Origin of the sequence: Pseudomonas brassicacearum (genome assembly GCF_000585995.1) — a bacterium.
Classification (GTDB): domain Bacteria; phylum Pseudomonadota; class Gammaproteobacteria; order Pseudomonadales; family Pseudomonadaceae; genus Aquipseudomonas; species Aquipseudomonas brassicacearum_A.
Map to the genome: position 1 here is coordinate 2930604 of NZ_CP007410.1, position 16204 is coordinate 2946807.

General features: G+C 62.2%; 7 protein-coding genes and 1 pseudogene. 1 reads left to right on the plus strand and 7 read right to left on the minus strand.

The window, feature by feature from the left end:
• Positions 1-8: 8 nt before the first annotated feature.
• Positions 9-1466 carry an amidase gene (locus CD58_RS12780; protein ID WP_080712545.1) on the plus strand — a complete coding sequence of 486 codons (1458 nt, stop codon included), beginning with the start codon at positions 9-11 and terminating at the stop codon, positions 1464-1466.
• A gap of 974 nt (positions 1467-2440) precedes the next feature.
• Here CD58_RS12780 and CD58_RS12785 read toward each other — a convergent pair.
• The 7 genes and pseudogenes from CD58_RS12785 to glgA form a co-directional block, all read right to left on the minus strand.
• Positions 2441-3205 carry a PIG-L deacetylase family protein gene (locus tag CD58_RS12785; RefSeq protein WP_025213389.1) on the minus strand — a complete coding sequence of 255 codons (765 nt, stop codon included), beginning with the start codon at positions 3203-3205 and terminating at the stop codon, positions 2441-2443.
• Positions 3206-3460: 255 nt separating this feature from the next.
• A complete protein-coding gene (glgX, locus tag CD58_RS12790; RefSeq protein WP_025213390.1) occupies positions 3461-5620 on the minus strand; it encodes a glycogen debranching protein GlgX in 2160 nt (719 codons plus the stop codon).
• Between the two features lie 259 nt (positions 5621-5879).
• Positions 5880-6224 carry a DUF2934 domain-containing protein gene (locus CD58_RS12795; protein WP_025213391.1) on the minus strand — a complete coding sequence of 115 codons (345 nt, stop codon included), beginning with the start codon at positions 6222-6224 and terminating at the stop codon, positions 5880-5882.
• A gap of 20 nt (positions 6225-6244) precedes the next feature.
• Positions 6245-9028 carry a malto-oligosyltrehalose synthase gene (locus tag CD58_RS12800; RefSeq protein WP_025213392.1) on the minus strand — a complete coding sequence of 928 codons (2784 nt, stop codon included), beginning with the start codon at positions 9026-9028 and terminating at the stop codon, positions 6245-6247.
• Positions 9025-11102: pseudogene (malQ, locus tag CD58_RS12805) on the minus strand (4-alpha-glucanotransferase). Before malQ ends, CD58_RS12800 begins: the two are co-directional and overlap by 4 nt.
• Entirely contained in the window at positions 11099-12901 is a 1803-nt protein-coding gene (treZ, locus tag CD58_RS12810; protein ID WP_025213393.1) for a malto-oligosyltrehalose trehalohydrolase, read from the minus strand. Before treZ ends, malQ begins: the two are co-directional and overlap by 4 nt.
• 7 nt (positions 12902-12908) lie before the next feature.
• Entirely contained in the window at positions 12909-14480 is a 1572-nt protein-coding gene (gene glgA, locus CD58_RS12815) for a glycogen synthase GlgA (protein ID WP_025213394.1), read from the minus strand.
• Positions 14481-16204 lie beyond the last annotated feature (1724 nt).

Consider the following 16204-nt stretch of genomic DNA (forward strand, 5'->3'; position numbering starts at 1 on the left):
CCTGGAGCATGGCTATGCAAGACATCCACCACTTGATGGACAACGAAGACGCCACCGGGCTGGCCGAGTGGGTCAGGCGTGGCGAGGTCCAGCCCGGCGAATTGCTTGAGGCGGCTATCGAGCGCCTTGAGCGGGTTGAGCCACAGATCAATGCCGTGGCCGAGCGGTTGTATGAATCGGCACGGGAGACAGCGCGTACCGCCCAGGTCGGGCAAGGCCTGCTGGCCGGTGTACCGACCTTGATCAAAGACCTGTTTTCACCGGTCAACGGCGCGGCGATGACCAACGGTTCACGTTCCCTGGGCGATGTTCGTGCGGACTTCGAATCGGAGATCGTGACGCGTCTGCGGCGCGCGGGTTGCCAGGTCATGGGCACCAGTACATCGCCGGAATTCGGTACGTCGTACTCCACCGAATCCTCGCGTTTTGGCGCCACTCGCAACCCATGGAACACCGACCACAGCGCCGGCGGTTCCAGCGGTGGCGCAGCGGCGCTGGTGGCGGCCCGGGTAGTGCCGTTCGCCCATGGCAATGATGGCGGCGGTTCCTTGCGGGTGCCGGCGTCCTGTTGTGGCGTGTTCGGGCTCAAGCCCAGCCGAGGCCTATTGCCGTCGGGGCCGATGGTGGGCGAGGGCTGGGCCGGGATGGGCACGCCCCATGCGATCACCTTGTCGGTCCGCGACAGCGCTGCGTTGCTGGACGCCACCGCTGGGATGGACTTGGGTGCGCCGTATGCGGCACCGGTCCAGTCGCAGCCCTATGTGACGGCGGTGCTGCATGATCCAAAGCCGTTGCGCATTGCCCTGATCGAACAACTCGGCCCTTGGCCCACGTCGCCGCAGAGCCTGGAGGCTGTGCGTCAGGCCGCGCGGTTGTGCGAGTCCCTGGGGCACCGTGTCGAACCGGCCAGCTTGCCGGTGGTATTGCCAGCGTTTCTGGATCAGGTCTTTACCATCATCGGGGCAAGCACCCGTCATTACGTTGACCTGCTGGGCCAGATGCGTGGTTTTGCGGTGCAGGCCGAAGAATTGGAAGTACGCACCCGGATCATCTTGCGGGACAAGGGCAACGTCAGCGGCGCCCAATACGCGGCCGCCGTGGAATGGATTCATGCCCTGGGTCGGCATCTGGCGCTGTTCATGCAGGATTACGACCTGGTCCTGACGCCGGTGCTGACCCGTGAACCGGTGCCGATTGGCGAACTGGACATCCAGGATGTGTGCATGAGCCTTGATCAACTGGTCGAGCGATACCACAGCTATTCACCATTTACCGCGCTGTTCAATGCCAGCGGCCAGCCCGCGATGTCGGTGCCGCTGTCCTGGAGCACCAACGGCCTGCCGATGGGCGCACACTTTGCCGGTCGCTTTGGCGAGGAAAGCACCTTGCTGGCCTTGGCCGCGCAACTGGAACGCGCCCAACCGTGGCGCGGACGGATCCCGCCGGTCAATGCCTGTCGTCGTTGATCACCGCTGCACCCTGTGGCGGACGCGACTTCTATGAACACCCCGGAACCAATGTGGGAGCGGGCTTGCCCGCGAAGGCGGCGGCACATTCAGCATTGATGCAAGCTGACCCATAGCTTTCGCGAGCAAGCCCGCTCCCACAGGGGGTTGGGGGTGAATGCGACTTCTATGACCGCCTCGGAACCAATGTGGGAGTGGGCTTGCCCGCGAAGGCGGCGGTACATTCAGCATTGATGCAAGCTGACCCATAGCTTTCGCGAGCAAGCTCGCTCCCACAGGGGATTGGGGTGAATGTGGTTCTGTGAATGCCCGAAAACCAGTGTGGGAGCGGGCTTGCCTGCGAAGGCGGCGGTACATTCAGCATTGATGCAAGCTGACCCATAGCTTTCGCGAGCAAGCTCGCTCCCACAGGGGATTGGGGTGAATGTAGGTTCTGTGAATACCCGAAACCAGTGTGGGAGCGGGCTTGCCCGCGAAGGCGGCGGTACATTCAGCATTGATGCAAGCTGACCCATAGCTTTCGCGAGCAAGCCCGCTCCCACAGGGGGTTGGGGGTGAGTGTAGGTTCTGTGAATACCCGAAACCAATGTGGGAGCGGGCTTGCCCGCGAAGGCGGCGGTACATTCAGCATCGAGGCAAGCTGACCCACCGCTTTCGCGAGCAAGCTCGCTCCCACAGGGGATTGGGGGGAATGTAGGTTCTGTGAACACCCGAAACCAATGTGGGAGCGGGCTTGCCCGCGAAGGCGGCGGTACATTCAGCATCGAGGCAAGCTGACCCACCGCTTTCGCGAGCAAGCTCGCTCCCACAGGGGATTGGGGTGAATGTGGTTCTGTGAATGCCCGAAAACCAGTGTGGGAGCGGGCTTGCCCGCGAAGGCGGCGGTACATTCAGCATTGATGCAAGCTGACCCACCGCTTTCGCGAGCAAGCCCGCTCCCACAGGGGTATGGCGGGGTTCAGGACATCCAGGTTTCAGATGAAGACGATCTCATACGGCATGCCCATGCGATCTAGAATGACCCGCGGTACCAGGGGGGAGATGCCGTTGGCGGGTTCGCCGTTGAGTTGGCTGACGTAGGCGTGCATCGCGTGACGCTTGCGGGCCGTGGTCCAGACGTCGAGGCGCAGTTTGCGTGCCCGGTGCCAGGGTATTTTGTTCTGCTCGCGGACCGGCCAGTGCCAGGCCCACACCGGCAGTTCGTTAAATACCGCCCCGATGTTTTCAGCCGCCTGGGCCCCGGCGCGGCCGACCGTTTCGTGGTCGCTGTCGCCATCCTTGCGCCAAGTGCTGAACACCACGTCACCGGGCCTCAGATAACGCCCAATGAAGGCGACCAGCTGTGCCTCGTGTTCCACCAGGGTCTTTTCCGGAAAGCCGCCACGCACCCATTGCAGGCCATGGGCCGGGATGCCCAGGCGATGCAGGGCGTCCACGCTTTCCTGGGGATGAGGACGGTACGTTCGCAGGCGCTCATCGCTCCACAACGGCGAACCGGGATGGCCGAGGGCGCCGTCAGTGATCGAAATCAATAACATGGGCTGGTCCAGGCTGCTCAGCAACTGGAGCAATCCGCCGCAGGCCCCGACTTCATCGCCCGGATGCGGCGCGAGGATGACGGCGCGAGCGCCAGCCGGGATGAGTGTCTGGGTGCTGATGATAGGAATGTCGGCCAACTGCGGGGCACTGTCCCATATTTGCGGGTGCTGCCGATTTTGCAAGCGAGAGGCGGGTTTCATGAGAGACGTCCTTGTTGAATTCAATCTTTCAGTCACACATCGGACCGACTGCCCGATGATGCCCAGGAGGGCCTGACTGCGATCCCCGGTGCCCCTGATCCTGGAACACCGTACGCGAAGTATTGACTATGTCGACTGATTCGTCGCGTCACCTGTCTATCTGAGCTGCATTTATTTACTCGAACTGGGTTGCATAGGATCGAAGAGCCGCGTCCTTGCGGGTCTTCATCCCCGGCCGCCGTTTATCGCAGGTTTTTAATCCTCCTCCTCCCGTTGCAGTTCGAACAGCAGCAGGGAGCGTCCGGTGACAGAGTATTCGGAATTGAAATCGAACCGCTCCTGGCCACGGACCGACGGCTGGTTAGTGTCGACCATGCAGGTCCAGAAACTGCCCTCGGGGACTTCTGGCAAGAGGAAGTTGACGATGTCGTGGTGAGCGTTGACCACCAGCAGCAACGTCGCGTCAGCGCCCTTGCGACGGATGCCGGTTTCCTGGGCTCGACCGTCCATCAACATGCCCAGGCACCGGCCGTGGCCGTCCTGCCATTGTTCGGTGGTCATCTCGCTGCCGTCCGGCGCCAGCCAGGTCACGTCCTTGACGCCGATGTCCTCGTTGTAATTGCCCACCAGGAACCGTCCACGGCGCAGGATCGGGTAGGCCAGGCGCAACTTGATCAGGCGCTTGACGAACTTGAGCAGCGCCGCGCCTTCCTCGCTCAGGTCCCAGTTGACCCAACCGATTTCGCTGTCCTGGCAATAGGCATTGTTGTTGCCATGTTGGGTACGGGCGAACTCGTCCCCGGCGACGAGCATCGGTGTGCCTTGGGCCAGCAGCAAGGTCGCGAAGAAGTTACGCATCTGCCGGTGGCGCAATTCGTTGATCTGCGGATCGTCCGTCGGGCCCTCGACACCGTGGTTCCAGGACAGGTTGTTATTGCTACCGTCCTGGTTGTTTTCGTCGTTGGCTTCGTTGTGCTTGTCGTTGTACGAGACCAGGTCATTGAGGGTAAACCCGTCATGGGCGGTCACGAAATTCACCGAGGCGTAAGGGCGGCGGCCCCGCTGGTTGAACATCTCGCCCGAGGCGGTCATGCGGCTGGCGAAATCGGCCAGCTGGCCGTCGTCGCCTTTCCAGAACGCGCGCACCGTGTCGCGGAACTTGTCGTTCCACTCCACCCAGCCCGGTGGAAAGCCCCCCACTTGATAGCCACCAGGGCCGCAGTCCCAAGGCTCGGCAATCATCTTCACCTGGCGCAGCACCGGGTCCTGGCGGCAGGCGACGAGGAAGCTGTGACGCTCGTCGAAGCCGTCATGGTAGCGGCCCAGAATCGTCGCCAGGTCAAAGCGGAAACCGTCGACATGCATCTCCGTGGCCCAATAGCGCAGGGAGTCGGTGACCATCTGCAAGACGCACGGGTGGCTCAGGTCCAGGGTGTTGCCGGTGCCGGAGTCGTTGATGTAATAGCGCTTGTCGTCGGGCATCAGCCGGTAGTACGACGCATTGTCGATGCCGCGCATGGACAGGGTCGGGCCTTGTTCATTGCCTTCGGCCGTGTGGTTGTAGACCACATCGAGGATAACCTCCAGGTTAGCCTCGTGCAGGTGGGCGACCATTTCCTTGAACTCGGCGATCTTGCCGCTGGCCAGGTAACGCGGGTCGGGGGCGAAGAAGGCAATGCTGTTGTAGCCCCAGTAGTTGGTCATGCCTTTGTGCAACAGATGCTGGTCATTGACGAAGGCATGGACGGGCAGCAGCTCAACCGATGAAACACCCAACTTGCGGATGTGCTCCAGCACGTCATCGACCATCAACCCGGCGAAGGTCCCTCGCAGATTTTCCGGCACCGACGGATGCCGCATGCTGATGCCGCGCACATGGGTTTCATACAGGATCGTCTTGTCCCAGGGCACGCTGACACGCTGGTCATTGCCCCAGGTGTGGGCCGGGTCGATGACTTTGCATTTGGGCACGAACGGCGCGCTGTCACGCTCATCGAAGCTGAGGTCGCCGTCGGGGTGGCCGATGGTGTAGCCGAACAGCGCTTCGGACCACTTCAATTGGCCGACCAATTGTTTGGCGTAAGGGTCGATCAGCAACTTGTTGGGGTTGAAACGATGGCCGTTCTCCGGATCGTAGGCGCCATAGACCCGGTAGCCATAGATCAGCCCTGGATGGGCGTCGGGCAGATAGCCGTGGTAAATCTCGTCGGTGTACTCCGGCAGCTCGATACGTTCGAGTTCGACCTCGCCTGCATCATCGAAAATACACAGCTCAACCTTGGTGGCGTTGGCGGAGAACAGCGCGAAATTGACCCCGAGGCCATCCCAGGTAGCACCGAGTGGAAAAGGCAGCCCTTCACGGATCCGCGAAGCCTCGATAACCGGCGGCGGCGTGGTTTTTTTTGGACGGGTCATAGTTGCTCCTGCAAAAGACAAACAGATACGGCGATACGGTTCACGTAGGACGGGTGGCGGTGCACTGCACTTGCGGCGAGGGGGGATTCATCCCCGCTGGCGTACGTAGCGCGCTCAAAAGGTTCAAGCCCGATCAGCCAGTTGTATTGAGACGGGTTGTAAGGGCTGCTGCGCAGCCCCGTCGGGACGACAACCCCTCGCCACAAGCCAGTTTCTTCATCACAAAGAAGCTCATGCTTGAGATCAGTGAGGGGGTGGATCAACTGGCCGGTGGCTTGCGCGCCGCCCGCGGTTTTTTCTCGGCAGGCTTTGCTGGCGGGACCGTTGCCGCAGTTGCCGAAGGTTTGGCCGCGGGCTTGGCCTTGGCCGGACTCTTGGTAGCAGTCTTGGCTACGGTACTTTTGGTCGCGGCAGGCTTGGCGCCATCGGCCTTGCTGGCCGCTGGTTTGCTCGCGGCCTTGGCGGGTTTGCTTGGCGCAAGCGCTTCGGCTTCGGCCAGTTTGCGGGCCATCTCCCAATGGCGTTTTTCCTGCCCTGTCGGTTTACCCTCGGATTCCCAGATTTGATAGGCGAATTCACGAATGCGTTTATCGTCGGTACTCATCGCGGTGCTCCTGACTGAACTCAAGATTGGATAAAGACATTGACTGGGAAATCCCCCAGCGCGGCGCTAAGCATCATTTCCCTTTGGGGTGTGACTGCTGCGCTTGAAAAAAGTCCCTTCAGTTTTTCATCCTCGGCAAACGGTAACGCCACTCGGGTATCGCCCCAGTCCGATGCAGCCACCTGTGGTACGGCACTGTTTTCCAGCAGGCGGGCTGCATGGATCGGTACCACGACGATTGCCCGTTGTTGCTCGTGTTCACGCATAAAGGCCAACACCCGCTGGGCGTGTTCGCCGACCACCTGTAGCGGCTGGTAGCTGCCTTGGTGGAACAGCTGCGGGTATTCGGCCCGCACGGCCAGTGTCCTGGCGATCAATGTCTGCTTGACTCGGCCGTCACGCCAGTCGCGTACCAGCGCTGCGGGGGCGTTGTCGGCGTGCATCGCCTCGCGGCGCGCCTCGAAATCCACCGGGCGACGGTTGTCCGGATCCACCAGGCTGAAATCCCAGAACTCGTTGCCCTGGTACAGATCCGGTACGCCAGGTACGGTCATGCGCAGCAAAGTCTGCGCCAAGCTGTTGAGGGCGCCTGCCGCCGCGATGGCCTGGACCGCTTCGGCGATGGCATTGCGCAAGGGCAGGCCTTCATCGCACAGCAGCAGCCGTTCGAGGAACATCTGGGTAGCTTGCTCGTAGGCGTCGTTGACCGCCGCCCAGCTGCTTTGCAACTTGGCTTCACGCAAGGCCTTGCGCTGCCATTGCCACAGACGCTCGTTGTAGTCGGCCAGCGCCTTGGAGTCGCGAAGATCGAGGTCCAGCGGCCAGCTTCCGAGCAGCGCCTGGTACAGAATCAGCTCATCACCGGTCGAGGGGGCCGCGGGGTCGCTGTGCAGCGAGGGCGAGAGGATGCGCCATTGCTCCACGCTCGCGGTGTACCAGTCGGGACGTTCGCTGAGCACCGCCAACCGGGCGCGGGTGTCTTCGCCGCGTTTGTGGTCGTGGGTGGCGGTGGTCAGCAGGTTGTCCGGGCAATGCTCCAGCCGCTCAAGACAGGCGTTGTGGAACTCTTGCGGCGGGGCGCTGAAACGCTCGGTGTTGTAGCCCACGTCGTTGCGCGACAACAGCACTGCCGAGCGATAGAGCGCGGTGTCTTCCACGGCCTTGGCCGCCGCCGGTGAGGTCAGTTGCTGGAAACGCACACAGGCATGGCGCAGCCGCTTGCGCTGCGCCCCACGGGGACGTTGCCGCCAGGGCATGCCGCCGAGCCAGTCGGCCAGGCAATCGAGCACCGGCCAATCGGCTTCGCTGAGGGTTTGCCGGGCGCCTTCCAGGGCCTGGTTGAAAAACACCTCGTCCTCGGCAGAGCGGCCCAATGGGTTGATGTAGGTGCGGTACACCGGGAAATGCACAATCAGTTCCTGCAACGCTCGACGAATCGCGCCCAGGGTCAGGTCGCGAGTCATCACATCGTCCCGGGCCACTTGCAGCAGGGCCTGGGCAACGCTTTCGAAGTCGCCGGCCAGGGAACCGTTGAGAATCTGCTGGCGAGCCAGACGGGCTTCTTCGATGAAGTGCGCCGGGCGCTCGCTATGACGACTCCAGAACTCGGCAAGGGGCTCGGCGCCGGTCGGGTCATGCTGCAGCAGCGAGATCTGGTTCATGAACTCGTAACCGGTGCTGCCGTCGATGGTCCAGTCCCGACGCAAGGTTTCGCCGTCGCCGAGGATTTTCTCGATGAAAATCGGCAAGTGCCGCGACGGCGACAGTGAATCGACCCGTCTGCGCAATTTGCGGCAGTAACCGCGGGGATCGGCAAGCCCGTCGATATGATCGATTCGCAGCCCGTCCACCAATCCTGCGCCGATCAGTTCGAAAATTTTTGCATGGGTGGCTTCGAACACGGTAGGGCGCTCGACCCGCAAGCCGCCCAATTCGTTGACATCGAAAAAGCGCCGCCAATTGATGTCGTCCGCTGCGGTGCGCCAACTGGCGAGGCGATAGCTCTGGCGCTCCAGCAGCTGATGCAGGCGCTCGAAACCCTCGGGCTCGAGGGAATCGTAGCCGCGCAGGTTGTCCTCGATGGCGGCCAGGATGCCCGGTTGTGTGGCCAGCTCCCGCAGCTCTACTTGCAGCGGGCGGGCGAGGGTGTGGGCGTCGGTCTGGTAGTTCAACGTGGTGAAACGCTCGGCCAAGGCCTTGAGCGCTTCGGCCTGCTCCGATGGCAGGGTTTCAGCGGGCTTGAGTAACTCGCCGTACTGCATCGGGCAGATGGGGAAGTGATGTTCGTAGTGCTCGACGTAGAAGCTGCCTTGCGTAGCGTCGAAGCGCGGCTTCAGGGTGCCTTCCTGCAAGGCCACGCCGTAGTCACTGCCAAGGAACGGCAGCAACAGCTGGCCCTCCATCAGCGGGTCAGGGGAGTGCCACTGGATGTCGAAGAACTCACCGTAGGGACTCAGGCGTCCCCATTCAAGCAGGTCCAGCCACCAGGGGTTGTCGTTGCCGCCGACGGCCATGTGGTTGGACACAATGTCGAGGATCAGTCCCATCCCGTGTTCACGCAGGGTCGCGACCAGGCGTTTGAGCGCGGCTTCGCCGCCCAGCTCCGGGTTGACCTGGGTCGGATCGACGACGTCGTAGCCGTGCATCGAACCGGCGCGGGCCTTGAGCAGCGGCGAGGCATAAATGTGGCTGATGCCCAGCGCGGCAAAGTACGGCACCTGCGGTACGGCATCGTCCAGGGTGAAGCCTTTATGAAATTGCAGGCGAAGGGTCGCCCGCAACGGTTGGATCAACGTCGGTTTCATTGGTCACGCTCGTTCGCCTGAAGTCGCGCGCAGGCGAGTATTTCCAGGCGCCGGGCGGCGTCCGGGGCATCCAGCAACGCCTGGCTTTCGTGGGCCAGGCGGCGACGCCAGTTCGGGTGGGTGTCGGTGGTGCCGGGCAAGTTGGCTTGCTCGTCAATGCCCAGGGCATCCTCGAGCGGCAACAACACCAGCGGCGCCCGGGTATGGCCGAGGAAACGCACGCTGGCATCCAGCACCTCGTCGGTTTCGTGGCGTTCTTCGCGAAAGTTCTGCGGGTCCTGGTTCAACACAGTACGCAGGCCTTCGCGTTCACGCTCGCGGTGTTTGCGCCAGTCCATTTCGGTGTGAGAGTCGATCAGCTCCAGCCGGGCGTTCCAGTCGATATCATGGCCGTGCCACCAACCATTGAGGGTCGGCAGGTCATGGGTGCTGGTGGTTGCCAGGGCGTTGTCCGGCCAATCGAGGATGGGTTTGAAGTGAGTGTTGTCCTGTTCGAACAACAGCACGCGCATGCCCAGGATCGACCGGGCACTGAGCTTTTCCCGCAGGCCGTCGGGCACGGTGCCGAGGTCTTCGCCCAGCACGATGGCTTGATGCCGGTGGGATTCCAGTGCCAACAGGCGCAGCAGGTCATCCAGCGGATAATAAAGGTACGCGCCATCGCATGGCGGGGCGTCGTTCGGGATCACCCACAGCCGTTGCAGGCCCATGACGTGATCGATACGCAAGCCGCCGGCGTGGGCGAAGTTGGCCCGCAGCATCTCAATGAAGGCGCGAAAACCATTGCGTACCAGGCCTTCCGGAGAAAACGCCGAGATGCCCCAGCCTTGGCCGGAGCGGTTGAGAATGTCCGGTGGTGCGCCCACGGTCAGCGACGCGAGCAGTTCGTCCTGCCGACTCCAGGCCTGGCTGCCGCCGCCATCGGCCCCCACCGCGAGGTCGGCGATCAGGCCGATGCCCATGCCACTGGACTTGGCCGCGCTCTGGGCGCGCTCCAGGCAGCGGGCGATCAGCCATTGGCAAAACGCGTAGTAGCCGATTTCGTCGGCGTTTTCTTCGGCAAAATGGGCCAGCGCTGCGCTGCGTGGGTTGCGCCATTCTTCGGGCCAATGGCGCCAGTCGAGGCTTTCCCCCGGGCCGCGCGCTCGGCCTGCAAGGCTTCGAAGCGGCAATGGTTTTCCAGGGCTTCGCCGCTGGTGTGGCGAAAGCTGCTGAAGTCTTCATGCAGCGGATGCTCACCCTGGCTAAAACCGTCGTACAGGGCCCGCAGGATTTTCTGTTTGGCCTGGGCCGCCACCGGCCAGTCGACCAGCGGCTGTTCTTCCAGGGTGCGCAGTTGATTGGTCAAGCCAGTGGCATCGATGGCCGTGCGCAGGGCGCGTTCACCCAGAATGGTACCCGGCGCGGCATACAGGCTGTTGAGGAACAACCGGCTGGACGGCGAATAAGGGCTGTAGCGTCCGGTGTCGCTGCTGAACATCGCATGCATCGGGCTGATGGCCAGGGCATCGGCACCGCGCTCGCCGGCCACCCGCGCCAGTTCTTCCAGGGCCTGGGTGTCGCCGAAGCCGCCGTCGCCAGGACGGCGTAGGGAATATAACTGCGCGCTCAGGCCCCAGGCCCGCGGTGTCGATTCGCCTACCGCATCGGCCACGCTGTAGCAGCGGGCCGGCGCGACAGCCAGGGTAAAGTGCTGGTCCTGGATGCGGACATGCTGATAACCCACCGGGATCATCCCTGGCAGTTTGGCGTCGGCGTCGAGCTTCAGGTTCAGCGTCGCGCCATCCTCGAGTTTGATCTCGCAGGGCGTTGCGGCTTCGAAATAGCGGCTCAGGTCCACGTTGGCACCGACGTCGGCGGTGATCAGCGGTGGCAACTGATGGTTCTGCAGATCCTGTTGCAATTGCTGCAGGCTGGCATCGATTTCCTGGGCGCTACCCGCCGGATGGCCCAGGCCAGTCAAGACGGAGCGCAGTACGGCAGGCGAGACTTTTTGCGCCCGGCCGTTAGCGTCTATCCAGTCCACTGCAAGGCCCGCTCGGCTGGCGAGAATTTCAAGTTGCGCATCGCTCATAGGCGCTCTCCAGTGATGTTGGGCAAGTTTGTCGCCTGCGTCAGACTGACCAGCGCGCTGTAGGGCGCAAGAACGCCCTGTTGCAACAGACCCATGACCTGGTGCGGATGTTCGAAAAGAATGTGCACCTCTTCCGGAGCGGTATGTTCGATCGGCTGTTCGCTGAGGTTCAGGTCGATGCGCAATACGCTGCCGTCCCCCAGTCGCCAGCGTGCACTGACGGCACCGTGGCCCAGTACATCGGCGCCCAGCGCCTGGGCGCCGGGTAGGCGCGGGACGATTTCTTCACGGCGGATCTTCAGTAGTTGACGGTACAGCGCCTCGGTGGCGTGCTGATGGGGATGCTGCGCTTCGAACTGCGGACGCGAGGCCTCGAAGGTGGCGGCGTCGTTGGGATCGGGAATCCGTTCGCGCTTTTCGGGATCGGCGAAGGCGCTGAAGGCCGCGAACTCGTTGCGCCGGCCTTCGCGCACCAGCTCAGCCAGTTCGCCGTGATGGCTGGTGAAAAACAGGAACGGGTGTTCGGCGGCCACTTCATCGCCCATGAACAGCAGCGGAATCATCGGCGATAACAGCAGCAAGGCGATTGCCGCGTGCAGTGCCTGGGGCGGCGCCAGTTGATGCAGGCGTTCACCCAAGGCTCGGTTGCCGATCTGGTCATGGTTCTGCAGGAACAACACGAACGCGCTGGGCGGCAAATGACCGCTGGGTTCCCCCCGGGCCTCGCCATGGCGGTTGGTATGGCCCTGGAAGACGAAACCCTGGCTGAGGCAGCGGGCCAGTTGCTCCGTTGGTTGCTCGGCATAGTCGGCGTAGTACGCATCGGTCTCGCCGGTCAGCAACACGTGCAGGGCATTGTGGCCGTCGTCGTTCCACTGGGCGTCGTAATGCTGTTCCAGCAGGCTGGCCTGGTTATGTTCGTTTTCCACGGTCAGCCAGACATGCCGCGCCGGGTCCACTTGCTCGCGCACTTTGGTCGCTAGTTCATGGAGAAAATCCGGGTCTTCAATCGCGTGCACGGCGTCCAGGCGCAGCCCGTCGAAACGGTATTCCAGCAGCCACATGAGCGCATTGTCGATGAAGAAGTCCCGCACTTCGCGGCGACGGAAATCAATGGCCGCGCCCCAGGGGGTGTGCTTGTCTTCACGGAAGAAGCCCTTGGCGTAGCGGTGCAGGTAGTTGCCGTCGGGACCGAAGTGGTTGTAGACCACATCCAGAATGACCGCCAGCCCATGACCATGGGCGCTGTCGATCAGATGCTTGAGCTGTTCGGGCGTACCGTAGGACGCCTGGGGCGCGTAGGGCAGGACGCCGTCGTAACCCCAGTTGCGATCACCGGGAAACTGCGCCAGCGGCATCAATTCGATGGCTGTCACGCCCAGGCCGGCCAGGCGTGCCAGGTGCTGTTCGACACCTTCGAATCCACCGAGGGCTCCGACGTGCAATTCGTAGATGACTGCTTCGTGCCAGGGCCGACCGGACCAGTTTATGTGTCGCCAGGAGTAAGCGTGTGGATCGACCACCACGCTGTGGCGGTCAATGTCGCCGGCCTGGGCTCGGGAGGCCGGATCCGGCACCTCCTGTTCGCCGTCGATGTTGTAGCGATAGCGGGTACCGGCTGGGCAACGGGTCTGGATCATGAACCAGCCGTCGGCTTGGGGCAGTAGCGGTATTGAATCTCCAGTGTCGAGCTCGACACTGACAAAAAAAGCATCCGGGGCCCAGAGGGCGAAGCGGGTGTGCTCGGCATCGAGCATGACCGCGCCATGGGTCCAGGTTTCAGGCGTCCTTGACGGCATTGTTACCTCATTTTCTGACCGATTTACCTAGTGACTTGGCCACCAGTTGTTCGTAGAGATCGGCGTAGGGTTCTACGGCCTGGCACCAGTTGAACGGTGCAGACATGGCGCGGCAGCGCATGGCGTTGAGCAAATCAGGAAAAGCGAAGACCTTGAAGGCCCGGCCCAATGCCTGTTTGTAGCTCTCCACGGTGGACTCATCGAACAGGAAGCCAGTGATGCCGTCCTCAATCGTGTCCGCCAGCCCACCGGTGTTGCGTGCCACCGGCAGCGAGCCGAAGCGCTGGGCGTACATCTGGCTCAAGCCGCAGGGCTCGTAGCGCGAGGGCATCAGCAGGAAGTCGCTGCCTGCGAACATCCGCCGGGCATCGGTTTCGTTGAAACCGATGCGCACACCGATCCGTCCCGGGAAGCGCAGCGCCAGTTCACGCATGGCTTGTTCTTCCTCCGGTTCGCCGCGTCCGATGATGGCGATCTGGCCGCCCGATTCGACGATGAACTCAGCGACGGCTTCGGTCAGGTCCAGGCCTTTCTGATAGACCAGGCGCGACACCACGGCGAACAGCGGACCCGTGGAATCGTCGAGGCCGAACAGGTCGCGTACATGGGCGGCGTTGACGGCCTTGCCCTCCCAATCCCCCATGGAGAACTGGCGGAACAGATGCGTGTCGGTGGCGGCATCCCAGCTTTCATCGATGCCGTTGGGAATGCCACTGAGCAGGCCCTGTTGCGTCTTCGCCGCGAGGAAACCGTCGAGCCCACAGCCGAAAGCCGGGGTGGTGATTTCCTGGGCGTAGGTGGCGCTGACCGTGGTGATATGGCTGGAGTAAGCCATGCCGGCCTTGAGAAACGACAACTTGCCGTAGAACTCCATGCCTTCTTGTTGCAGCGCGTGTTCCGGGATACCCAGCTCCGGGCAGGACGCCAGGCTCACCACGCCCTGGTACGCCAGGTTGTGGATGGTGAACAGGGTCGGAGTGCGTTGCCCGCGCCAGTGCATATAGGCTGGTGCCAGCCCGGCGGGCCAGTCGTGGGCATGCACGAGGTCGGGGCACCAATGGATCTGTGCCAGGTTGGCGGCGATGTCAGCCGCAGCCAGGCCCAGGCGGGCGAAGCGAATATGGTTGTCGGGCCAGTCGCGACCGTTGTTGGCACCGTAAGGTGAACCTTCGCGGGCAAAGAGTTCCGGGCAGATCAGGACATAAACCACCAGGCCGTCGGCCATGTCCATGCGCCCGATCTTGCAGGGCGGCAGGGCGGCATGGCCACCGAGTTCGCCAATGATGTGGATCGGGTTGCCGCTGTTCATCACCTGCGGATAACCGGGGATCAGTACCCGGACATCATGCAGGCCGGCCATGGCCCGGGGCAGTGCGGCCGAAACATCGCCCAGGCCGCCGGTCTTTACCAGGTCGGCGATTTCCGACGTTACGAACAATACCTTCTTGCGATTGGGATTCTGTCGAACGACGGGGAGCAGTGCCTTGCCGCCGGTGGCCAGCACCGGTGCCGTCGGCGATTCAGCCGCCGGCGGTAATTGAGAACGGACTTGCTGTGGTTCCAAGGCAGCACTGATCATAACTTTCTCCCATTTTCTCGATCTGTCTCCGGCAACCGCCAGAGCTGTTGTTTCATTGGCCAAATCCTGCGGCCAGGCGCACAAGCGCTACGCAAGGAAAGCAAAGCGCTGCCCTTAACGGCTAAGCGAATCAGGTGGAGGGGCCGCTACAAGTGCTTGTGCAAGGAATGCACCAGCCGCTGTTGCCCTACCTCTAACCTGACCTGTCGCCGTTGCGAAAAGTTTCGACTTTTTTTCGCTTGGATGACCGGTAGGTTTTTCCCCCGGTTTGGCAGTCTAGGTCAGAACGTAGAGCGGTGCGGCTCGCTTCGTCGCATTGTCGGACAATCACGGATATTGTCGGCAATGTCTTACACGACAAAGGGGGATACGCACCGACGAAGTGCAGTTTCTTGAAACCAAAAAAGTGTAGGGGAGGGGCGGTGTTTCATCGGCGTGCGCGATGGAATGGCGTGGCGCACCATTGGGGGGCGCTTGAAGTGGAGGCGATTTGATGGCTATTTTCGGCGCTGGGAAAGGGTATTGCGGTGGGGAGTGGGATTGCTGTTTACTTCAGAAAAGCGGTGTTTCTTCCGGAGGGGAACGTGTCGTTTTTTGGCGGCTTTTGGTTTGTGTGTATATCCGTTGCTGCGGTAACGGCCGCTTAGGGTTCCGCCCTTACGGCGGGTCACTTTCGAAAATCCGGAAGCCGGCCCAGGCGAAAGTAACCAAAGCGCTTCTGCCCCACCACTCGGTGCCTCGCCTAGGCTCGGCATGCCCGAACGCAGGCATTGCTCCGTGGGCCGCCGCGAAGGGCCATCCATGGCCCAGCGCGGCTACCTCGGCATCCATGCCGAGGTGCCCACTGCGCAATGCCTGCGTTCGGCCAGCGTGGTTAATGGGGCGTCGAGATCAAGATCAAGATCTAAAGCAAAGCAAAGCAGAGCGGGGGTATGTCCAGCATCTATGTGGCTGGACCACCGCTATCGCGAGCAAGCTCGCTCCCACATGGGATTGTGGGTGTTCCCAGCATCTGCACACGACACAAAAATCTGTGGGAGCGAGCTTGCTCGCGATGGCGTCAGCACAGCCAACATCACCATAAACTGACCCTCCGCTTTCGCGAGCAAGCCCGCTCCCACATGGAGTTGCGGGTGTTCACAGCATCTGCACACGACACAAAAAACCTGTGGGAGCGAGCTTGCTCGCGATGGCGTCAGCACAGCCAACATCACCACAAACTGACCCTCCACTTTCGCGAGCAAGCCCGCTCCCACATGGAGTTGCGGGTGTTCACCGCATTTGCACACGACACAAAAAACCTGTGGGAGCGAGCTTGCTCGCGATGGCGTCAGCACAGCCAACATCACCACAAACTGACCCTCCGCTTTCGCGAGCAAGCCCGCTCCCACATGGAGTTGCGGGTGTTCACAGCATCTGCACACGACACAAAAAACCTGTGGGAGCGAGCTTGCTCGCGATGGCGTTAGCACAGCCAACATCACCATAAACTGACCCTCCGCTTTCGCGAGCAAGCCCGCTCCCACAGGAGGAACGCGTTCCCCCAACCAGGTCGGCTATAAGGCCGCCTCGCGTGTGCTTTTGATCTAGGGCGCCCCGTTAAACCACGCTGGCCGAACGCAGGCATTGCGCAGTGGGCACCTCGGCATGGATGCCGAGGTAGCCGCGCTGGACCATGGATGGTCCTTCGCGGCGGCCCACGGAGCAATGCCGGAGAGAGGGCA